This window comes from Allocoprobacillus halotolerans, assembly GCF_024399475.1.
GTDB classification, from domain to species: domain Bacteria; phylum Bacillota_I; class Bacilli_A; order Erysipelotrichales; family Coprobacillaceae; genus Allocoprobacillus; species Allocoprobacillus halotolerans.
The window spans coordinates 471,581-492,122 of the sequence record NZ_CP101620.1 but is presented as its reverse complement, the minus strand read 5'-3'; the positions used below and the strand labels follow the sequence as shown (position 1 = coordinate 492,122).

23 protein-coding genes and 2 pseudogenes are annotated in these 20,542 nt (G+C 31.6%); 18 read left to right on the top strand and 7 right to left on the bottom strand.

The genetic code is table 11. The annotated features are described in order from the left end of the window. Positions 1-184: 184 nt before the first annotated feature. The 5 genes from NMU03_RS03025 (at position 185) to NMU03_RS03005 (ending at position 2,820) form a co-directional block, all read left to right on the top strand. Complete coding sequence (locus NMU03_RS03025; protein ID WP_290141182.1) at positions 185-1,087, top strand: Rpn family recombination-promoting nuclease/putative transposase; 903 nt, start codon at positions 185-187, stop codon at positions 1,085-1,087. 352 nt (positions 1,088-1,439) lie between these two features. Beyond that, on the top strand, positions 1,440-2,120 hold the full coding sequence (locus tag NMU03_RS03020; RefSeq protein ID WP_290141180.1) for an alpha/beta hydrolase: 681 nt from the start codon (positions 1,440-1,442) through the stop codon (positions 2,118-2,120). After that, positions 2,096-2,365 carry a cysteine hydrolase family protein gene (locus NMU03_RS03015; RefSeq protein WP_290141178.1) on the top strand — a complete coding sequence of 90 codons (270 nt, stop codon included), beginning with the start codon at positions 2,096-2,098 and terminating at the stop codon, positions 2,363-2,365. The genes NMU03_RS03020 and NMU03_RS03015 overlap by 25 nt, the downstream gene beginning before the upstream one ends. Before the next feature lie 9 nt (positions 2,366-2,374). After that, positions 2,375-2,638 carry a nucleoside deaminase gene (locus NMU03_RS03010; protein WP_290141176.1) on the top strand — a complete coding sequence of 88 codons (264 nt, stop codon included), beginning with the start codon at positions 2,375-2,377 and terminating at the stop codon, positions 2,636-2,638. After that, positions 2,605-2,820 carry a tRNA-specific adenosine deaminase gene (locus tag NMU03_RS03005; protein ID WP_290141174.1) on the top strand — a complete coding sequence of 72 codons (216 nt, stop codon included), beginning with the start codon at positions 2,605-2,607 and terminating at the stop codon, positions 2,818-2,820. Before NMU03_RS03010 ends, NMU03_RS03005 begins: the two co-directional genes overlap by 34 nt. Before the next feature lie 28 nt (positions 2,821-2,848). On the opposite strand, the gene NMU03_RS03000 is transcribed toward NMU03_RS03005, so the two are convergent. Beyond that, positions 2,849-3,529 carry a response regulator transcription factor gene (locus NMU03_RS03000; protein WP_290141173.1) on the bottom strand — a complete coding sequence of 227 codons (681 nt, stop codon included), beginning with the start codon at positions 3,527-3,529 and terminating at the stop codon, positions 2,849-2,851. A 177-nt stretch (positions 3,530-3,706) separates the two neighbouring features. On the opposite strand from NMU03_RS03000, the gene NMU03_RS02995 reads away from it, so the two are divergent. Continuing rightward, a complete protein-coding gene (locus tag NMU03_RS02995; RefSeq protein WP_290141172.1) occupies positions 3,707-5,785 on the top strand; it encodes a glutamine synthetase III family protein in 2,079 nt (692 codons plus the stop codon). A gap of 115 nt (positions 5,786-5,900) precedes the next feature. Beyond that, complete coding sequence (locus NMU03_RS02990) at positions 5,901-6,296, top strand: GNAT family N-acetyltransferase (RefSeq protein ID WP_290141170.1); 396 nt, start codon at positions 5,901-5,903, stop codon at positions 6,294-6,296. 339 nt (positions 6,297-6,635) lie between these two features. Here NMU03_RS02990 and NMU03_RS02985 read toward each other — a convergent pair. The 5 genes and pseudogenes from NMU03_RS02985 to NMU03_RS02965 form a co-directional block, all read right to left on the bottom strand. Next, positions 6,636-6,797, bottom strand: a pseudogene (locus NMU03_RS02985) (helix-turn-helix transcriptional regulator); the annotation flags it as partial. Between the two features lie 77 nt (positions 6,798-6,874). Further along, entirely contained in the window at positions 6,875-7,198 is a 324-nt protein-coding gene (locus NMU03_RS02980; RefSeq protein ID WP_290141169.1) for a DUF6442 family protein, read from the bottom strand. Positions 7,199-7,294: 96 nt separating this feature from the next. Next, on the bottom strand, positions 7,295-7,552 hold the full coding sequence (locus NMU03_RS02975; protein WP_290142267.1) for a GH36 C-terminal domain-containing protein: 258 nt from the start codon (positions 7,550-7,552) through the stop codon (positions 7,295-7,297). 60 nt (positions 7,553-7,612) lie between these two features. Next, positions 7,613-9,508, bottom strand: a pseudogene (locus NMU03_RS02970) (alpha-galactosidase); the annotation flags it as partial. A gap of 3 nt (positions 9,509-9,511) precedes the next feature. Further along, on the bottom strand, positions 9,512-9,940 hold the full coding sequence (locus NMU03_RS02965; protein WP_290141167.1) for a VanZ family protein: 429 nt from the start codon (positions 9,938-9,940) through the stop codon (positions 9,512-9,514). Between the two features lie 278 nt (positions 9,941-10,218). On the opposite strand from NMU03_RS02965, the gene NMU03_RS02960 reads away from it, so the two are divergent. After that, a complete protein-coding gene (locus tag NMU03_RS02960; protein WP_290141165.1) occupies positions 10,219-11,064 on the top strand; it encodes a trans-sulfuration enzyme family protein in 846 nt (281 codons plus the stop codon). A gap of 140 nt (positions 11,065-11,204) precedes the next feature. On the opposite strand, the gene NMU03_RS02955 is transcribed toward NMU03_RS02960, so the two are convergent. Continuing rightward, entirely contained in the window at positions 11,205-12,623 is a 1,419-nt protein-coding gene (locus NMU03_RS02955) for a glycoside hydrolase family 1 protein (RefSeq protein WP_290141163.1), read from the bottom strand. 210 nt (positions 12,624-12,833) lie between these two features. Between NMU03_RS02955 and NMU03_RS02950 the strand changes: the two genes are divergently transcribed. From NMU03_RS02950 to NMU03_RS02905, 10 genes are all read left to right on the top strand, one after another. Further along, the gene (locus tag NMU03_RS02950; RefSeq protein ID WP_290141161.1) at positions 12,834-14,219 is read left to right on the top strand and encodes a glycoside hydrolase family 1 protein; all 1,386 of its coding nucleotides are present in this window, start codon (positions 12,834-12,836) and stop codon (positions 14,217-14,219) included. A gap of 85 nt (positions 14,220-14,304) precedes the next feature. Then, entirely contained in the window at positions 14,305-14,595 is a 291-nt protein-coding gene (locus NMU03_RS02945; RefSeq protein ID WP_290141160.1) for a GntR family transcriptional regulator, read from the top strand. A 52-nt stretch (positions 14,596-14,647) separates the two neighbouring features. Beyond that, positions 14,648-15,016, top strand: coding sequence for a UTRA domain-containing protein (locus NMU03_RS02940; protein WP_290141158.1), 369 nt, complete (start codon positions 14,648-14,650; stop codon positions 15,014-15,016). A 565-nt stretch (positions 15,017-15,581) separates the two neighbouring features. Continuing rightward, a complete protein-coding gene (locus NMU03_RS02935) occupies positions 15,582-15,854 on the top strand; it encodes a hypothetical protein (protein ID WP_290141156.1) in 273 nt (90 codons plus the stop codon). 342 nt (positions 15,855-16,196) lie between these two features. Further along, the gene (locus NMU03_RS02930) at positions 16,197-16,430 is read left to right on the top strand and encodes a hypothetical protein (protein ID WP_290141154.1); all 234 of its coding nucleotides are present in this window, start codon (positions 16,197-16,199) and stop codon (positions 16,428-16,430) included. Continuing rightward, positions 16,403-17,473 (top strand): PTS sugar transporter subunit IIC, encoded by a 1,071-nt coding sequence (locus tag NMU03_RS02925; RefSeq protein WP_290141153.1) that lies wholly within the window; start codon positions 16,403-16,405, stop codon positions 17,471-17,473. The genes NMU03_RS02930 and NMU03_RS02925 overlap by 28 nt, the downstream gene beginning before the upstream one ends. Continuing rightward, positions 17,473-18,249 carry a glucose-6-phosphate isomerase family protein gene (locus tag NMU03_RS02920; RefSeq protein ID WP_290141151.1) on the top strand — a complete coding sequence of 259 codons (777 nt, stop codon included), beginning with the start codon at positions 17,473-17,475 and terminating at the stop codon, positions 18,247-18,249. The genes NMU03_RS02925 and NMU03_RS02920 overlap by 1 nt, the downstream gene beginning before the upstream one ends. 13 nt (positions 18,250-18,262) lie before the next feature. Then, on the top strand, positions 18,263-18,388 hold the full coding sequence (locus tag NMU03_RS02915; protein ID WP_290141150.1) for a hypothetical protein: 126 nt from the start codon (positions 18,263-18,265) through the stop codon (positions 18,386-18,388). Next, positions 18,382-18,828 (top strand): glucose-6-phosphate isomerase family protein, encoded by a 447-nt coding sequence (locus NMU03_RS02910; protein WP_290142266.1) that lies wholly within the window; start codon positions 18,382-18,384, stop codon positions 18,826-18,828. The genes NMU03_RS02915 and NMU03_RS02910 overlap by 7 nt, the downstream gene beginning before the upstream one ends. Continuing rightward, entirely contained in the window at positions 18,818-20,536 is a 1,719-nt protein-coding gene (locus NMU03_RS02905) for a class I mannose-6-phosphate isomerase (protein WP_290141148.1), read from the top strand. Before NMU03_RS02910 ends, NMU03_RS02905 begins: the two co-directional genes overlap by 11 nt. The last annotated feature ends 6 nt before the right edge of the window (positions 20,537-20,542 follow it).

Genomic DNA, 20,542 nt, shown 5'->3' with positions numbered 1-20,542 from the left:
TAAGATAGAACTATTATTTTATTTTTTTGTAAAAAGTTGGAAATAAAAAAAGAAAAATGGAAAAAAATTGCATATATAAATAATAGGAGGGTTCTTATTAAAGATGAATATATTTACAATAAGCAAATATTGTTGTATAATGTCTATGAGCCCTCCTGGAATATATAGAAAGGAGGTTGTGATAATGAGCATGCAAACGGATCACATAATTAAGGATTTCTTCAAGGACACCAGTCGTTTTGCCGACTTGATGAATGCTATTTTATATGGTGGTCAGGATGTCATTAAGCCTGATGAACTACAAGTCATGGATTCCAATGAAATCTTTGTAGGTAAGTATATTTCCAAGGAACGACGACGTGATGTCATCATGATGTGGAAAGGAAAAGAGTCACAGGCTATTCTTGCGTTGGAGGCACACAATCAGGTTGACTTTACAATGGTGTCAAGAACACTTCTCTATGATGCATTGACCTACAACATGCAGGATAAAAAATCCAAGAATCATATGCTTCCATATGTCATGAGTATTGTCTTGTTTCATGGTGAAGGTAAATGGACAGCCAAGACATCCTTGTTAGAAAGAGTCAATATTCCTGAAGGCATCAAGCAGGAAAGCAATGACTGGAAGATGAATGTGATTGACATCAAGGACTTGGATTATCACCTACTCAAAAATGAGGATAATCGCAGTGTTGTCAAAGCAGTAGGGAAGATATGGAGAAAAGAGAAAGAAGATTTCAAAGGAATGGAAGTATCAAAGGCAGCTGCAAGAGTGATAGCAATACTTACAGAAAGATATGATATTTTAGATTTAGTGAAAGGAGATAAAGAAACTATGGCAATGTGGTCATTTTGGCAGGACATTGAAAATTCAGGATTTCAAAAAGGAGAAGAACGTGGCATGGAACGTGGTATGAAAAAAGGTAAGTTAGAATTAGTTATTTTACTACTCAAAAATACGTTAGGAAAACTCACACCTGAATTGATAGTGAGAATTGAAAAAAGTAATGAAGAAGAATTGTCTAATATTGCTTTACATATATCAGATATACATAGTGAAAATGATGTATTAAAGTATATCTAATAGAAAGAAGAATGTTAAAAGGAATTTCGTTTTGATAAGCGAGATTCTTTTTATATCAAATATTATTATGAACTATAGATATGATTATGCCCGTTTCATACATTGATACATGCATCAAAAAATATTTTCTATGGTTATATATTTATTGATGTTTTGCTGATTATTTCAATTCATATTAAAAATAATAGGATGTTTGTGAGTATCACTATTATTATTTAAAATCCATTTGTTATATTTTCAATAAGATATTGTTATGTGTTATCAAGCTAAAAATTTATCCTTTTTTGAATAATAATTGGATAGAAAGAAGAGAATGTAAGCGTTATGATTATATTATAAAGGAGGAGTCTATATGGCAAAAATACAATGTAATATGATTTCATATACCTTACAAAGAACAGTGGATATTGATATTATTCTTCCCACTATAACAATTCCACAATCAAGACATCAAGATGTCCAACCTGTTCATCATGTTTATCCACAACCCTATCCAGTTTTATACTTATTACATGGTTATGGAAATAATCATAAGCAATGGTGTGGGTATACAAATGTAGAATTATTTGCTGAAGAACGACAGATTGCAGTTGTTATGATTGCTGGAGAAAACAAATTTTATATGAATCATCCACAAGATTTATTTTATGATTTTATTGAAAAAGAATTACCTGAATTTATTACTCAAACATTTCCTATTTCTTCTCGTCAGGAAGATACTTATATTGCAGGGTTATCAATGGGTGGTTTTGGTGCTTTATATCATGGCTTAACGCATCCACAACATTATCATACGGTAGGTGCTTTTTCACCAGCTCTTGCTAAAAATGATATAAGCATCGAAGAAGTGACAAGAAAAGCTCTAGAGCTTCAAGAAAAACTGCCAGATATTTATATTGCATGTGGAGATCAGGATTTTCTATATGAAGATGATTTGGCATATGTCCAGTTACTTGAAAATCAGAAAGTTGAACATACATGGATTAGTGAACCTGGTTATAGCCATGAGTGGCGTTTTTTGGAACGAATTTAGAAATATTATTAAAAGGATTGCATGTTGATACGTTATACCTAACAGGTGGTTTAACAGATGTATGCATTCATTATACAGTTGTTGATGCACATCAGCATGATTACTATATAAAAGTTGTTACTGATGCAGTAGCGGGTTCTAGTGAAGAAGCCTATCACTATGCTTTAAAAGCTATACAATATTTACAAAAAAATGCACTCATTACAACACAAGAAGTGGAATTAGCGAGAAAGAAAGATGAATGATGAGTTTTTATGAGAAAAGCAATTGAGCTATCAGCTCAAGCCGTTGAACATGGCAATGAGCCATTTGGAGCAGTATTGGTCAAAGATCAGGAAATTGTCTATACAAATGAAAATCAGATTTTTTCAGCCAGTGATCCGACTTTTCATGCTGAGGCAGGATTGATTAGAAGATTTTGTGAAGAAAATAAAATAATAGATTTAAGTGAATATACACTTTATTCAAGTTGTGAACCATCTTTATGTGTTCTGATGCAATCGTTTGGTCAAAGCTAGGAAGATTAGTTTACGGAGCCAGTCAAACAGATTTAAATCATATTCTTCATGAAGATGGGTGTGAATGTAGCCAAATGGTTTTTGACCATTCGCCATTTTATCCTCAAGTCACAGCAGGTGTTTTAAAAGAGGAAAGTTTAAAAATTTTAACAGCTTATTTTTCAAAAGAAAATCATAAATAAAAAGAAGAACTAAGCAAAAGTTCTTCTTTTAAAACGCCATTTTATAACTATCTTTACCAAATCGTTTGATATATTCTTGATCATTATTCGCTAGCCTTAATTTCATCACAACATTACTGATTAATGCTGGAATAGATGTCCCATCTTCATAGATAGATGAACCCCAAACTTGTTCAAACAAATAAGAAACAGTAAATGGTTGATAAGGATGGGCGATTAAAATAGATAAAAGTTTGTATTCGTTTTTTGTTAGTGTTAAAGCTTTTCCATGACATGAACATGTTCTGGCTGTTGTATCCATCACAATATCTTTAAAACGATAGATACGTCTTGGTTTTAAGATTCCATTTTTATAGACTGACTGGATTTTTATATCTAAATCTTTTAAAGCAAAAGGTTCAGTTAAATAATCATCAGCTCCTGCATTTAATAAAGATTCTAAATAATCAGGAGCCAAAGCATCACTTAAAACAACAACAATGGGTTGACCTTTCAATTTGATTTGAACGAGAAAATCTCTGATACGAATACGTGGAAAATTATCTTCAATAATCACGCAATCATAAGTATGATTTTCAAAATAGTTTTCTAAATCTTTATAAGTTATCACTTGTTGACATACATAGTCTTTAGATTCTAAATACTCTTTGATTTGATTGTTGAAATCTTTATGACTATGAATGATCAAGGCATGAAATTGTCCAAACATAATAATTCACCTCTCAATAAGTATAATATGAAACAAGAAAAATACAATAGAATATAGAAAATATTTAAAATTTCATTGTTTGAAAATTTCTATGTTTTCCTCATAACTTGAAAGATTTTGGGTAGACATGAGGGTAAGAAATTGATACAATGTTGGAAAAAAGGGGGATGTCGTAAGATGGATATGAATAAGTTACTTGAAAATTATGGATGTTTGACTTTCAGTGATGATGTCATGAGAGAAAGAATTCCAAAATCAACATATAAGGCTTTTCATGAGGCTTTAGATAAAGGTGAGCCTTTAGCTAAAGAAACAGCAACCGTGATTGCCAATGCAATGAAGATTTGGGCGGTTGAAAATGGAGCAACACATTTTACACATTGGTTTATGCCAATGACTGGTTTGACAGCTGAAAAACATGATGCTTTTTTAGAACCAGATGGCAATAAAGCTATCTTAGAATTTAGTGGAAAAACATTAAGAAAGGGTGAACCAGATGCATCATCTTTTCCTAGTGGTGGTTTACGTGCAACTTTTGAAGCACGTGGGTATACGGCGTGGGATTGTACATCACCAGCATTTGTGAAAGATGGCAGCTTGTATATTCCAACACTCTTTTGTTCTTATACAGGTGAGGCTTTAGATAAAAAAACACCATTATTAAAATCAGTAGATGCTTTAACAAAAGCCTCTTGTCGTTTGTTACCATTACTAGGGATGGAAGGTGTCACACATGTTGATGCCTCAGTAGGAAGTGAACAGGAATATTTTCTTGTGGCCGATGAGTTTTATCAAAAACGTATGGATTTAAAATTAACTGGAAGAACACTTTTTGGAGCAATGGCTCCTAAAGGTCAAGAATTAGAAGATCATTATTTTGGAAGTTTAAAACGTAAAGTCGCTGCATTCATGAAAGAATTGGATCATGAGTTATGGAAATATGGAATTCCTTCTAAAACAAAGCATAATGAAGTCGCTCCAGCTCAACATGAAGTCGCTTGTGTTTATCGCAATGTGAATATTACAACTGATAATAATCATTTATTGATGTTGTTGATGCAAGATATTGCGAAAAAACATGGTTTAAGATGTTTGTTGCATGAAAAACCATTTGCAGGTGTTAATGGTTCAGGAAAACATGATAACTGGTCAGTTGTTACAAATACAGGTGTTAATTTATTCAATCCAGGACAAAACCCAAGTGAAAACGTACCATTTTTAGCAGCTTTAGCTTGTACAATCAAAGCAGTAGATGAGTATGCTGATTTATTACGTATGTCAACAGCAACGGCTGGAAATGATCATCGTTTAGGGGCTAATGAAGCACCACCAGCGATTATTTCTATCTTTTTAGGTGAAGATTTAGATAAAATTATTCAAGCCATTATTAAAGGTGAAGAATTAGAGAATATTGATAAAGCCAGATTCCAGACAGGGGTTTCCGTAGTTCCTGATTTTTCTAAAGATAATACTGATCGTAATCGTACTTCTCCTTTTGCTTTTACAGGAAATAAATTTGAGTTTAGAGCTGTAGGATCTTCACAATCTATTGCTGGACCAAATACAATTCTGAATTCTATTTTAGCTTATGAAATGGAAGAAATGGCTGACTTGATTGAAAAAGGTCAAGAACCAATGGAAGTCATTAAAGTATTTTTATCTCAACATCAACGCATTATTTTTAATGGTGATGGCTATTCAAAAGAATGGGAAGAGGAAGCTAAGCGTAGAGGACTGCCTAATCGTAAAAATACAGTTGAAGCAATGGAATGTTTAAAAGATCCAAAGATTATTCAAATGTTTAAACGTTTAGGTGTTTATAGTGAAGTTGAACTTCAAGCACGTTATGAAATTTTACTTGAAAATTATAATAAAACGATTCGTGTTGAGGCTTTAACGGCGTTAAAGATGGCAAAAAATGAAATTTATCCTGCTGCTTTATCTTATTTAGATCAACTCACAAAGACATCTTTGCATATGCAAGATTTAGGTATTATTAATGATTATGTTGTTGATGATGTAAAAAACTTGTCATCATTAATATCACAGATGAAAAATCAAATGATGATTTTAGAAAAACATATTGAAAGAGCAAGACATGTTGAGGCAGATGTGTTAGAAATGGCTAAAATATGGCGTGATGATGTTTTAACGACAATGTCAGCGCTAAGAGAAATTGTAGATTGTATTGAAAATTGTGTAGATGAAAAATATTGGCCAATGCCAACATACATGGATTTATTATTTGGAATTTAGACTGATACTTGGATGTATCAGTTTTTCTTTAGAAAGAGGATTCCATTATGCGAAAATGTTTCTTATTTTAAAAGAGTATGATATAATAGATATAGTTTTTGAAGGGGTGGTGTGGATGAAAACAAGATTATATAAGCAAAGTGATTTAGATTCTATTTTAAAATTGTTTTATGATAATATTCATACTGTTTGTGTGAATGATTATACACTTGAACAGCTTGATGCATGGGCACCAAAGAATCCTGATATTTATCGTTGGCAGGCATCATTAAATAGAAATCATACTTTGGTTGTTGAAAAGGAATCACAGATTATTGGTTTTGGGGATGTTGGAGAAACGGGATATTTAGATAGACTTTATGTACATCCGGATTATCTACATCAAGGAATTGCTTCTTTAATTGCTCAACAATTGGAAAAATATGCAAAAGCGAAAGGTATTGCATTTATGAATACAGCAGCTTCAGTGACATCACAACCATTTTTGAAAAAATGGGTTATGTTGTTTTAGAAGAACAGATTGTTGAAAGACGTGGAGTAAGAATTAGAAGATATTTAATGGAAAAGAGATTGTAATAAAAAGCTATAAAGAAATTTTGGTATTATAAAATACTATGAGGAGAAGTGTTTGACTACATTATCCTCCTTTTTTATTTTTCAAATTTATCACTTTCATCATTGTAAGTAACAGTTCTGATTTCTTGATTTTTATTGAATCAGTATATTCCTTGTCTAAATCAAAGTTTTCATATTGATTCTGAGAATACAAGATTCTGTTTCTAACGCGTTTAGAGTTTTGCATACTATTTCCATTTTATAATAAGTGATGGTTTTGTTTGATTGCCTGATTTTAGCGAATATAGATGTTATATGCCGTACTATCGAAGTAAAACAATTCTTCAAATTTTTGTTCAAGAGCAATACAAAGCACAAGGGCAAGTTTTGCAGTGGGGTTAAATTGTCCGGTTTCGATAGAACTAATTGTGTTTCTTGAAACGCCTACCATTTTTGCAAGTTGAGCTTGTCAAAGCCCTACTTTTCTTCGACATTCTTTTAAAGTGTTTTTTAATACCAGTGTATCCTCCTTCATTACTGTAACCCCAAAACAATCATTCCAACAAAACAAGCTAATCCAAAAGTAATACCAACGATTGCTTGAATCAATCTTGTTTTTTCTTTATTTTGAATAAATTGGTAAAGACGCCTGCTACCAAACATAGAAAAATATACTGCCCAAGCAGATAAACCTAATAATGGCTTATCAACAATTCTTGAAAATAGCACAATAATTGCTGCCAATACACCACCGCCAGCCATGCCTATTTTTGATGCATTTGCAAAAACCTGTATTTCTCGTTCATCAGTATCCTTATTTTCTTTACGTCTCATTGCTAAAATTTTTTCTTTGTTCATTGTACTCTTCCTTTCTGATATATGCCAAGTTTTCTTGTCTTTTTTGTATATGTAATTCCACAAAGCAGAGTTTTTACTTTTTATGATATATTTTGTTTAATTTGCTTTTAAAATATATAAACGTGAGATATAATCACCAACATGATCTTTGCTTTCACCACTAGCATTATCTGTCAATAATAAACCAACATTCATAAGTTCATCACCATAACAATCAATATCGTGGATAGCAACATGATATTTTTTATTGGTATCTAAACCAAGAAGTTTGACACGATTGTACTTCGCATTGACTTGTTGTAAAGGACGATAATAACCGACAATAGCGATATCTTTTTGTTTGGAAACAACCATCCAGATAGTTTCCGAAGTTTCAAAAGGACTACGTAAACGATAAAATGTTCCAAATTGAAAAACAGAACGATATGCTTTCATAAATTTCACTTCTTTCATGACTTCTTGGCGTTCAAAATCTGAGAGTTGATTTAAATCTAATTCATAACCAAAAGTTCCAAAATAAGCAACATTGGCTCTGGTATGTAATGGGGTGTTTCTAAAGACTTGATGATTAGGAATCGCAGAAACATGAGCACCAATAGAAGAAAGTGGATAAACCAAAGATGTTCCATATTGAATTTTTAATCTTTCAATCGCATCACTATCATCACTGGCCCAACATTGAGGGGCATAATACAACATACCAGGGTCAAATCTGCCACCACCACTGGCACATGATTCAAATAGAATTTGAGGAAATTGTCTTATCTACATTTCATAAAGACGATAGACACCTAAGATATATTGATGCATGACTTGACCTTGATGTTTATGATCATGACAAGATGAGTAAACTTCACTCATACTACGATTCATATCCCATTTGATATAAGAAATTTGAGAAGTAGATAAGATTTTGTATAGCATTTTATAAATATATGTGACCACTTCAGGATTAGAGAAATCTAAAACATACTGATGACGACCATGACTTGTTGAACGTTTAGGTGTTTGTAAAACCCATTCAGGATGTTGACGATATAATTGAGAATCTTTATTAACCATTTCAGGTTCAATCCATAAACCAAATTTCATACCTAATTTATTAATTTTTTGTGATAGACCTTGAATTCCATTTGGAAGTTTATCCAGATTTGCAAACCAATCACCTAAACCAGCGCGATCATTATTTCTGTTTCCATACCAGCCATCATCTAACACAAACAGTTCGATGCCTAAGTCTTTTGCAGTTTTAGCAATAGAGATTATTTTTTCTTCATCAAAATCCATATAAGTGGCTTCCCAATTATTGATAAGAATCGGTCTGACTTGATCACGATAAATACCTCTGGCTAGACGATGTTGATAGAGTTGATGATAAGTTTGTGACATGGTATTGAGTCCAGTCTTACTATAAACCATGACAACCTCTGGAGTTTGAAAACTTTCACCTCGTGATAAAGGCCAAGAAAAACCTTGAGGATGTATACCCATTGTAATGCGTGCGACATCATATGTATCAACTTCTACCTGTGCTAAAAAATTTCCACTATAAACAAAACTCAATCCATAAACTTCTCCATTATACTCATCGCAATTTTTTCTTTTTAAAGCGATAAAGGGATTGAAATGATGGCTGGAATGTCCTCTTAATGAATAAATGGATTGAATGCCATGAGTCAGTGATCGTGTTTTCACATGTCTTTCTCTTGACCATGCTCCCGTTAATTCCAGCATATCAAAATCTGAATCAGGTAAATCTAAAGACATACTCATGATATGATTTAAAATAAGTTCGCTTTGTCCTTGATTTTGAATTTCAACATGACGTGTTATAACAGGTAATTCTTCATAAATTGTATAAGTTAATAGACAGGTGCATTGAATAACTTCATCATAAAGGGTTACGGTTAAAGTTGTTGCTTCATTCTCATTTTCAACATAGGTTGCCGGTAAATCTTTAAGTGGCTTTTTACCATTGAAGATGGTATGACTTTGATATTGAAAATCAAGAATATGACTACCATTTTCCTGTATTATATCAATGGCAGGATGGCGCATATCTCCATGTCCATAAGTAGGATATTCTTGTTTAATATGTTCTAGTGAGAAAGTTAAATCTCCTTCGAACTGACAAGGTGACATTGGTCTTGGTTTTAACTCAAGTAAATGATCGAATTGTTTTTGATCATGGATATGTTGTCCATAATAAAGTTGTCCAAGTTGCTGGTTTTGTAGCACCTTAAAGATATAACTGATTTGATGATTATAAATATGAAATGTTTGACTTGATTGATGATAAACAATTGGCATAATTTAGTCTCCTTTGATATTTTTGGAAAATAGATATTGATAAAGATAAAAAAACAAACTTGCTAGACAACCACCGCTTGTATCTATGAGAACGTCTGTGAATTGACCAACTCTACCACCAATAAATAATTGATGCAATTCATCACTGCAGGCATATAGAAAAGTACATGATAAAGCTAAGCATATGATTTTTTTAGTAGAGAATTGATTGTGATAAAAGCCATAAATGAATGTGAAAGTTAAAAGAGCATATTCACTCATATGGGCTAATTTTCTTACTATAAATTCACTGATAGGCATATGTAAATATGTTTGAATCCATACAACAATTTGAGAACTGAGTCCTGAAGATTCATTTCCAGTTTGATTGGAAAACATAAAAATGACACTCATCATAATGATTGATGGTATAAAATATTTCAGTTTTTTCATTAATAACACCTCAAAAACATTATAAAAGAACTTTTGATATTTCACAAATATAATATGTATTTTTTATGAATGATGTTTTGATGAATCTCGAAAAATTCATTATAATATATTTGTTTAAATTCAATTGATGTAAAAAATTGAGAATCTAAAAATGAGGGATATTATATAATTATAAATAAAAGGAAATATAGAATATCATGAAAAGTATGGAAAATTTATCAGAAGTTTGTTTATCAATCAATGATTAAAAGAAAGTTTATTCAAGTGTATCACCAGAAGTGGTACTCACTTCATCATTTCAATTTCAAGATTTTCAACATTATGTTGATGTAAATACGAATCAAACAAAGGCATTTACATATACAAGAGGAGCAAATCCAACACTAGAGATTTTTGAACAGAAAATTGCAAAGTTAGAAAATGGTGAATGTGTCAAAAGTTTTGCTTTAGGAATGGCAGCAATAAGTGCAGCTATTTTAGGATTAATTGAACAATCACAACATATTCTTGTTGTGAATACTATTTATGGTTCAGCATCAAAATTTATTCGTCATTTACAATGTTTAGGTGTGGAAAGCACAATTATTCATGTGAGTGAAACAGCAGATATTTTTCAGCATGTTCAAGATAATACAAAAATAATTTACTTTGAAAGTCCATCTTCACAAAAATTTGAAATGCTTGATTTAGAGATGATTAGTCTGTTTTCTAAAAAGAAAAATATTTATACAATTATGGATAATACATGGTCGACACCGTTATTTCAAAATCCATTGTGTTTTGGAATAGATGTCGTGATTCATTCTTGTTCTAAATATATAGGAGGACACAGTGATATTGTTGGAGGTATTTTAGTTACCAATTTTGATACGATGCAAAAAATCGAAGAATTGGGATGTAATTTGTTGGGAGGAACGATGTCACCAGTTAATGCGTGGTTGGCTATAAGAGGTTTACGAACTTTGCCAGTTCGATTAGAGAAACAGGAAGAAAGTATAAAGGAAATCATAGATTTCTTAAAGAATGATTCTCGTATATTAAAGATATATCATCCTATGATTTCAACCCCTAAAGATATATGTCAAAAATATCTAAGAGGTTATACAAGCTTGTTTGGATTTTGAACATATTAGAATGTATGTTGGATTAGAAAATACTCAATTATTAATGGATGATATTGCTCAAGCATTGGATAGTGCTTATGAAAAAGGTAAGTTATTTTAAAAATTCATGTTATAAAAAAACTTGTCAAAATGACAAGTTTTTAATCGCTTAAATCTTCTCCATTAGATACAATGACTTTTTTATACCAATAGAATGAATCTTTACGATAACGTTTTAATGTTTTTAAATCAAATTCTTCTCTATCCACATAGATAAATCCATAACGTTTTTTCATACCTTCATGTGTAGAAATTAAATCAATAGCTGACCAAGGATTGTATCCTAACATTTCACATCCATCACTAATAGCTAATTGAATTTGTTCGATATGTTTTCTTAAATATTCAATACGATATGGGTCGTGAACTTTACCATCTTCTGTTAATGTATCATAAGCACCTAAACCATTTTCAGTGACTAATAATGGTAAACGGTATCTTGAATACATTTCACGGATAGTTGCTCTAAATCCCATTGGATCAATTTCCCAACCAAATTCAGTTGTTGGTAAGTATGGATTTTTATATCCTTTAAACATACCTGTTTCACCACGTGCTGTTTGTTGATCAGCAGCTGAATTACATTCAACAGTTCCATCTTCCCACTCACATGTTGCAGTATTGTAATAGTTAAATCCAATGAAATCTGGATGTCCATTCTTTAACGCTTCTTCGTCACCTTCAGCAAATTCTGGTGTCGCATCATGTTCTTCTAACCATGCCCAAACAAGATTGTTGTAAACACCATAAACAGCCATATCTAAATATAACCAGTTTCTTACTGCATTGTAGTTTTGAGCAGCTAAGTTATCTTCTGGTTTACAGCTAGCAGGGTAAACAAGTGAGATATTTGGAGCAGGTCCAATTTTAGCACCTGGTAACATTTCATGACATAATGCCATGGCTTTGGCTTGAGCCACTAACATATGGTGGTTTTGTTGATAGATTTCTTTTAATTCATTTGTACATCCTTCAGGAATTGTTAATGTACCAATGACAGGTCCAACTAAAGTCAACATGTTTTGTTCATTGATTGTTAGCCAATATTTCACACGGTCACCAAAGTTTTCAAACATTACTTTCGCAAAGTTTAAAAACCAATCTACAGAATCTCTATTAGACCATGAACCTTTTTGATCTAAAGCGGCAGGCATATCAAAATGGAACATTGTCACAATTGGTTCTATGTTGTATTTCAAGCATTCATTAATTAAATTGTTGTAAAATTCAATCCCTTTTGGATTGACTTCACCAATACCTTCAGGTAAGATTCTTGTCCAAGCAATAGAAAAACGGTAAGATTTAAATCCCATTTCTGCCATCAAGGCAATATCTTCTTTATAATGATGATAGTGATCAGCACAGACAGTTAAATCAGAAGTTCCTTCAGGAACAACCTTCACGTCCTGACAAGATGGACCTTTTCCATCTTCTAAATTAGCACCTTCTACCTGATAAGCAGAAGTACTAGCTCCCCAAAGAAAATCTTTAGGAAATGGTTTTAATGTTTTATGTATCATAATTTTTCCTCCTTGCTTCTATTATATAAAATATCATTTTTATTTTCTATGATTTTATTTTTAAAAAATATTTTTTTCATGTATTATGCATAAGATGATTTATTTTTTGCAATGTTTCTATCAAATGGTATTGACATTATGGAAAGAAATGTTATATTATAGTTATAAAGTTATAACATTACAACAAATTTGTTACTAGGAGGAGAAATTATGAAATATACATTCCCTGAAAATTTTAAATGGGGTTCTGCAGTATGGGCTTTAGGTACTGAAGGATGTCTTTATAAAGGAGGGAGAGCTTATACTGTTTTTGATGAATATTATCGTTTGCAGCCAGAACGTTTTTATAATCAGGTAGGACCTGATCAAACATTAAACTGGTATGAAGATTATGAAAAATTCGCTGAGCTTGCTAAGGATATTTCTCATAATAGTTTTAGAACATCTATATTATGGGCAAGATTAATTCCTGATGGTAAGCATGTTAATCAGGAAGCAGTAGAATTTTATCGTAATATGTTTACAGCTTTTAAAAAGCGTGGTATGGAATTATCAATAGTCTTATATTGGTTTGATATGCCTTTGTTATTTGAAAAACAAGGTGGATTTACATCAAGAAGTATTATTGATTCTTTTGTCTTTTATTGTGAAACTTGTTTTCAGCTGTTTGATGATTTAGTGGATATTTGGTATGTCTATAATGAACCAATTGTGGATGTTATGATGAAATATCAAAATGATGCCTGTTATCCAAATTTAATGGATTGGAATTTGGCACATAATGCTGTTTATCATATGGTTTTAGCGCATGCAAAAGTTGTTGAAAAATTTAAGGAAAGACATTATACAGCTAAGATTGGAACAGTCTTAAATCATGGTTATATTTATCCAAGGAGTCAAAATGAAGCAGATTTAAAAGCTGCCAAAGATTTATCTTTGTTAGTTCAAATATGTTTTGAAGAACCATTATTATTAGGTACTATCAATAATGATTATTTAACAATGATAAGAAAATATGGAGCCAAGATTGATATTTTAGATGGAGATTTAAAGTGTATTAAGCAAAATACAGTTTCTGTTTTGGGTTTAAATATTTATAGTCCAGAACGTGTACAATGTCGTTCATCTTTAATGAATCCTGATGCTCCCATAACTTTTGATAGTTTTAGTGAATCATATATTATGCCAGGAAGACAAATGAACAAAGATCGTGGATGGGAAATTTATCCTAAAGTTATTTATGATTCATTGATGCTGATGAAGGAAAAATATGGCAATCCAGAAATGCGTATTACTGAAAATGGAATGGGTATTCAAGATGAATATCGTTTTAGAGATAAAAATGGACAAATACAAGATGATTATCGTATTGATTATGTGAAACAACATTTGATTTGGGCGCATAAAGCTATTGAAGACGGGGCAAATCTGGTAGGATATAATATGTGGTCTTTTGTAGATTTATGGTCACCATCTCATCAATTTAAGAATTGTTATGGGTTTTATGAATATGATTTAAATACTGGAGAAACAAAAAAGAAGAAAAGTGCAGATTGGTTTAAAGAAGTCACTGAAAACAACGGATTTGAAGATTAGGCTGTTTTCAGTCTTTTCTTTTATTCGTTTTACAAAAATAGGAAAATATGATATAAATTAGTTAATAAGGGAAGGCGGGAAGATAATGAAATTACAATCACAAAGTGGAGAAAAACCTTTATGGAGTCAATTATATGATGTATTAGAAAGTAGAATACTTAATGGTGTATATAAAGAAGGAGAAGTCTTGCCTAGTGAAATGAGTTTGATGGAAGAATTTGGTGTTTCTCGAGTAACAGTGAGACAGGCAATGGATAAATTAATTCATTCTAAACTGATTTCAAGAAAAAGAGGGAAAGGAACAATTGTTTTAAAAAAGAAAGTACAATGGAAACTTTGTTTCAATCTTCTTTTAATGGTGTTGAAGAAAAAATAATATTAACGATAGACGTGTTATTTCATTTGAATATGTTATACCACCCATTGATGTGGCTTATTTCTTTGGTATTTCTGCTAACCAGCCTGTTTTGAGATTAACAAGACAAACGTATATAGAAAATAAACCTGTTACTCATTATGAAAGTTATTTAAGTCCAATCGTTCCTATTGATGATCAAAAAGATATGAATGGTTCTATGTATGATGTTTTACAAAAATCTGGCTATCCTATTACAAGGGTCAAAGAACGCTTGACGGCTTCGATTATGAACGCTAAAGAGAAGGAAATGTTTGGCATTCACAAAAACGAAGCGATTATCAATCGTATTAGAATGGGTTATTCTAATGATATAGCTATTGAATATACATATTCTAAATATGTAGCGACTGGATATGAATTAGTTATAGATTCTAAATAGATGAAGATTTCGGTAATCTAGAATAACGCATGCTCTCCAATTATTGGAGTCTGGATTTTCTAAAATCAGTTTAGACACTCGTTTCATTTTGGTTTTATCCTCCTTATAATTTGAATCTTTCATTCTCATTTAATATATAGAGAACTCTGTTTTTGAATTTGCTCCTGTAGCTTGATGGTCTTATTCCTGTTTTCAATCAGGGCATTGTTCATCCTTTTGTTGATGCCTGAAATGAGATGCTGTCAAATTACAGCTTGTTTTATAAAAAGTGAACGCTATTGAGATAAATGATTATGTTATTAAAGATATGATTGAATATAAGATTAGTATATTAAAAAAATCATATTTATGGTATACTTTAAATAGCAAAGGAGTTGGTAATATGGAAATTAGAAAAATGGTTTTTGATGGTATTTCCTATAACGTATTGACCGATGAAGAATTAAAAGAATTCGTAGAAGAAATTGAATTCAAAAAGAATTAGATTTAAAGCATGAAAAATTGATAAATGGTGAAGTAGAAACAATGGATATTGATGATTTCGCAATGAAACATCGTTTAAAATATGGCTTATAAAGTTAAAGTAACAAAAGAAATAGATGAGGCACTGGAAAATATTGAGGAATATTGTATTGAGCATTTTCGAAATTATGATTATGCGCAAAAAGTTCTTAATGAAATATTGAGAGTTGCCTCTTTTTTATCAGGAAACGCAGGGAACACACCGTTGTATTCAAAGCATTTATATAAATACATTTCACCATATATCAATTATAATTTCTATTATTCTATTGATGAAAAGAATCAAATTGTTTTTCAAAAAAATGCTTGCCTTTAAACAAAAACAATAGATAGATCGAAAATGATGCTGAAAAGATTTCTAAACAGGAATCTTTTTTTAATGCTTTTAGAGGATTAAAGAATATGATGATAGGAATGAGATGCATATAAGAAATACATGTTTTTAATAACGAGATATTTATAAAGAGGCGATGAAGTTATTTATTAGGATAAAAAGAAAATGAAGTGAGTACTATTATTGTTGGAACTTAAAAGTTTATTTCTTTTATAGATATTTAAATGTTATAACTTTATAACAAAATATCTTTACAATCATTCTTTTTATTGTTATAATAATGTTGTAATGTTATAACAATTAAAGAAAGAGAGGAAGAATTTTATGAATACGTTTCAAGAAAAATTAGAAACTGTATTGATGCCGATGAGTATCAAATTATCCAATAATAAAATATTGACAATTATTAGAGATTCGTTTATTGCAACACTACCTTTAACTATTGCAGGAAGTTTATCATTGATTATTCAAAGTTTTCCATTTATTGAATATGTTGTACCTGATACAGTTATGGCAGAAGTTATTACTTTTTGGATGCTATTTCTAGCGCGACTTTGAGTTTGATAGGGATGTTTTTAGCGGGAGCTATTGGTTATTACTATTCAAAACGAGAAAATGAAGCACCCTTACTTGGAATGATTATTGCATTAAGTAGTTTTCTTGTTGTAACACCAATGGGATATAATGAAGAAGCAGGATTTGCTTTTGTTCCATTGACATGGCTAGGTGGTCAAGGATTGTTTACAGCTATGATTATTGGTTTTTTAAGTTCATTTGTTTATATTAAACTTATCAAATCAAATTTTACAATTAAGATGCCTGATAGTGTTCCTCCAATGGTATCTGAACCTTTTAGAGCATTAATTCCATCATTTTGTGCATTTATGGTCATTGCTGCAATAAGATATATGATGGGATTTACACCTTGGGGAGATATTCACACTTTCTTCTTTGAAGTTGTTCAAAAACCTATGACAGTTTTAGGTGCAAGTTTACCTGCTTCAATTATTGTTGTTATTATTATCCAAGTACTATGGTTTATGGGGTTACATGGTCAAAATATTGCAGGTGCAGTGATGACGCCAATTTGGACAGCAACCATGGTTGCCAATCAAAGTGCAGTATTGAATGGTCAAGCTCCTGAACATATCTTTACTGGTCAATTTTTTACTGGTTTTATATGGATGCAGTTTTGTTCATTGATTATTGCATGTGCTTTCTTTGCAAAAAGTTCTCAATTGAAAACAGTGGGTAAAATCTCTATTGGTTCAGCCTGTTTTAATATCAGTGAACCAATTGTATTTGGCTCACCAGTTGTATTAAATTTTACATTACTCATTCCATGGGTATTAACAATGGTTGTCTATGTTATTGTCACTTGGTTATTTATGTATACAGGAATTTGTCCTTTACCACTTGGTACTGATATTCCTTGGACATGTCCTCCACTTATATCAGGATGGTTAATTACAGGATCGTTTATGGGAGCCATTGTCCAGATTATTAATGTTATTATAGGAACATTTATTTATTTGCCATTTGTAAAAGTATATGACAAACAATTGTTAAAAGCAGAAAAAGAAAGTCATGGTGAAGAATAATGAAGTTCAATCCAGGATTTGATATTTACCCATTATATAATCCTTTGGGATTTCGATATGGTCAAGACGTTTTTGGACCACAAGTTGAAAATAGAAGTTTGGATTCCATAAGACAAAATCTTATGGATCCTAACTGTCAAGGTCCTGATATTGTTTATGCGATTGCAATGGATGTTGGTAGAAATCAAGATAAAAAAGAGATGTTAGATAGAAATCTTCTCTATGGGGTTGTGACCTATGCCAAAGGACAACTGGGAAAAGAGCCTGTGAGATCACAAGGACATATTCACGCCTTGTCTCCATCATGTCAAATGTCTACATGTGAAGTTTATGAAATTTGGACGGGTGAAGCCTATATTTATATGCAAGAAACAGCTATAGATAATCCAGGCAGATGTTTTGCTGTTCATGCAAAACCAGGAGAAGTTGTAATTGTACCACCGGGTTGGGCACATTGTACAATTGTAGCTGATATACATCAAAACTTAACTTTTGGTGCGTGGTGTGTCAGGGATTATGGTTTTGATTATCAAGATGTCAGAGCCCATAAAGGGGTTGCATGGTTTCCAATAGTAGAGCAAGATAAAATAGAATTTATTGCTAATTCTCATTATCACAAAAGTCATTTGATTATTAAAGAGCCTAGACAATATACAGAATTTCAAATTGAAAAAGAGAAATCTATATATCAACAATTTATAGAAAATCCAGATAAATTTATGTTTGTTTCAAGACCACAAGATTATCAAGAATTGTGGAAAGATTTTATACCATAGGAGATAGATGTATATGAAAATATTAGAACCACAAGTCCTTCATCATATTTATCAAGGTGTTGTTGAAGGCGAAAATGTAGAAAGTTATCAAAAAAATATCATGAAGTTTCTTATCTTTATCAAAACCCTGATATTTTAGATGATCAAGTTGTCTATGATGTTTATTCTTACACAAGAGGAAATCCAGATATTCCTGGGCATCTTTATTGGGGACTGACTGTTTTAAAACCATTATTAATTAATAATGAGTGTAATATGACAAAAGGACATTTTCATGAAGATAGAGATTGTGCTGAAATTTATTTTGGTATTCAAGGTGAAGGTTTATTATTATTGATGGATGAATCAGGAAAATGTTGGGCAGAAAAGATTTATGAAGGGTCTTTACATTATATTGATGGACATATTGCTCATCGTTTAGTGAATACAGGGGAAAAGGATTTAAAAGTAGGGGCTTGTTGGCCAACCACAGCAGGGCATGATTATCAAGCTATTGAAGATCATCCTTTTCCATATCGTGTATTGAAAAGAAATGGACAAATTGAATTTTTAAAAGTAGGTAATCAAAATGAATTATGATAAATTTCCTGAAACCAAAATAGTTGGTTATGACCATGAGGCTTTTGATGGGTTAGATGCAATCAAAAAGGAATTAAACAAAACAATTCATCAAGTTCAATGTCTTGTGGTGGATTGTTATCCGGGTGTGGATAATGAGGTTTTAGATTTTGTACAAGATATTTATGAACCAGAGATTGTCCTAAGAAGTGAAGATATTTTTTATGATAAAGATAAACTTAATGAAATGATGCGACCTCATTTAACAGATGATCGTGTTCGTGGTGTTATGTTTTATGGAAGTATGGAAGATTTTGTTGATTTTAAAAAACTTCATGAAATGCAAAAAGTGCTTATTGAATCAAAGAAAATTTTAATTTACGGTGTCGGGTCAGGACTTATTAGTCAAGGAGATTTATATATATACTGTGATTTAGCAAGATGGGAGATTCAATGTCGTTATCGTCAAGGGATGCCAAATTTTAAAGCTGATAATCATGATGAAGATAATTTGAAGAAAATCAAAAGAGGATTCTTTGTAGAATGGAGAATCGCAGATAAGCATAAAATGAAGATGTTTGAAAAAATTGATTATTTAATCGATAGTAATCAAAAAGGTTATCCGAAGATGGTAACGGGTCAAGCGTTAAGGAATGGGTTAAAACAACTAGCAAAGCGTCCATTTAGACTTGTTCCTTATTTTGATCCAGGTGTTTGGGGTGGACAATGGATGAAAGAACATTGTGGACTTGATCCAAAACAAGAAAATTATGCATGGAGTTTTGATGGAGTTCCTGAAGAAAACAGTTTATATTTAAGATATGGTCAAACAAGAATAGAAATACCTGCAATGGATTTGGTATTATACCAACCTGTTGAGTTATTGGGAATGAAAAATTATTGTCGTTTTGGTGCTGAGTTTCCAATCCGATTTGATTTTTTAGATACAATAGATGGTCAAAATTTAAGTTTACAAGTTCATCCACTCACTGAGTATATCAAATCTCATTTTGGAATGACTTATACACAAGATGAAAGTTATTATATTTTAGATGCTCAGGAAAATGGAGGCGTATACTTAGGTTTGAAAGAGAATATCAATCCACAAGATATGATTTATGATTTAAAAGAAGCTCAAAAAGGAAAACAAACTTTTCCAGCTGATCAATATGTTAATTTTTTCCCTGCTAAAAAACATGATCATTTTTTAATCCCAGCTGGAACAGTTCACTGTTCATCATCAGGATGTATGGTTTTAGAAATCAGTGCGACACCGTATATCTTTACTTTCAAATTATGGGATTGGGATCGTTTAGGACTTGATGGATTGCCACGTCCTATTCATATTGAAGATGGTGTTCAAAATATTCAATGGAATCGTACAACAAATTGGGTTAAAGAACAACTTGTTAATCATATTGAAACGATTTATCAAGACGATGATTATTGTGAAGAAAAAACAGGATTACATGAATTAGAATTTATTGAAACAAGACGTATCACTTCTAAGCAAAAAACTTTTCATCAATGTGATGATGGTGTGCATATGTTAAATCTTGTCGAAGGAACAAGTGCTGTTATCGAAAGTCCTACTCATGCTTTTGAACCATTTATTGTCCATTATGCAGAAACTTTTATTGTACCAAGTGCCGTCAAAGAATATACAGTTAGACCTTATGATGGTGATGAAACGATTCGTTTTATAAAAGCTTATATTAGACAGCGATAGCTTTCA

Bases quoted from the DNA above. Each gene is read 5' to 3' on its own strand.
- NMU03_RS03025 (WP_290141182.1), top strand. From the start codon at position 185: ATGAGCATGCAAACGGATCACATAATTAAGGATTTCTTCAAGGACACC.
- NMU03_RS03020 (WP_290141180.1), top strand. From the start codon at position 1,440: ATGGCAAAAATACAATGTAATATGATTTCATATACCTTACAAAGAACA.
- NMU03_RS03010 (WP_290141176.1), top strand. From the start codon at position 2,375: ATGAGAAAAGCAATTGAGCTATCAGCTCAAGCCGTTGAACATGGCAAT.
- NMU03_RS03005 (WP_290141174.1), top strand. From the start codon at position 2,605: ATGTGTTCTGATGCAATCGTTTGGTCAAAGCTAGGAAGATTAGTTTAC.
- NMU03_RS03000 (WP_290141173.1), bottom strand. From the start codon at position 3,529: ATGTTTGGACAATTTCATGCCTTGATCATTCATAGTCATAAAGATTTC.
- NMU03_RS02995 (WP_290141172.1), top strand. From the start codon at position 3,707: ATGGATATGAATAAGTTACTTGAAAATTATGGATGTTTGACTTTCAGT.
- NMU03_RS02990 (WP_290141170.1), top strand. From the start codon at position 5,901: ATGAAAACAAGATTATATAAGCAAAGTGATTTAGATTCTATTTTAAAA.
- NMU03_RS02980 (WP_290141169.1), bottom strand. From the start codon at position 7,198: ATGAACAAAGAAAAAATTTTAGCAATGAGACGTAAAGAAAATAAGGAT.
- NMU03_RS02975 (WP_290142267.1), bottom strand. From the start codon at position 7,552: ATGGTTGTTTCCAAACAAAAAGATATCGCTATTGTCGGTTATTATCGT.
- NMU03_RS02965 (WP_290141167.1), bottom strand. From the start codon at position 9,940: ATGAAAAAACTGAAATATTTTATACCATCAATCATTATGATGAGTGTC.
- NMU03_RS02955 (WP_290141163.1), bottom strand. From the start codon at position 12,623: ATGATACATAAAACATTAAAACCATTTCCTAAAGATTTTCTTTGGGGA.
- NMU03_RS02950 (WP_290141161.1), top strand. From the start codon at position 12,834: ATGAAATATACATTCCCTGAAAATTTTAAATGGGGTTCTGCAGTATGG.
- NMU03_RS02945 (WP_290141160.1), top strand. From the start codon at position 14,305: ATGAAATTACAATCACAAAGTGGAGAAAAACCTTTATGGAGTCAATTA.
- NMU03_RS02935 (WP_290141156.1), top strand. From the start codon at position 15,582: ATGGCTTATAAAGTTAAAGTAACAAAAGAAATAGATGAGGCACTGGAA.
- NMU03_RS02930 (WP_290141154.1), top strand. From the start codon at position 16,197: ATGAATACGTTTCAAGAAAAATTAGAAACTGTATTGATGCCGATGAGT.
- NMU03_RS02920 (WP_290141151.1), top strand. From the start codon at position 17,473: ATGAAGTTCAATCCAGGATTTGATATTTACCCATTATATAATCCTTTG.
- NMU03_RS02915 (WP_290141150.1), top strand. From the start codon at position 18,263: ATGAAAATATTAGAACCACAAGTCCTTCATCATATTTATCAAGGTGTT.
- NMU03_RS02905 (WP_290141148.1), top strand. From the start codon at position 18,818: ATGAATTATGATAAATTTCCTGAAACCAAAATAGTTGGTTATGACCAT.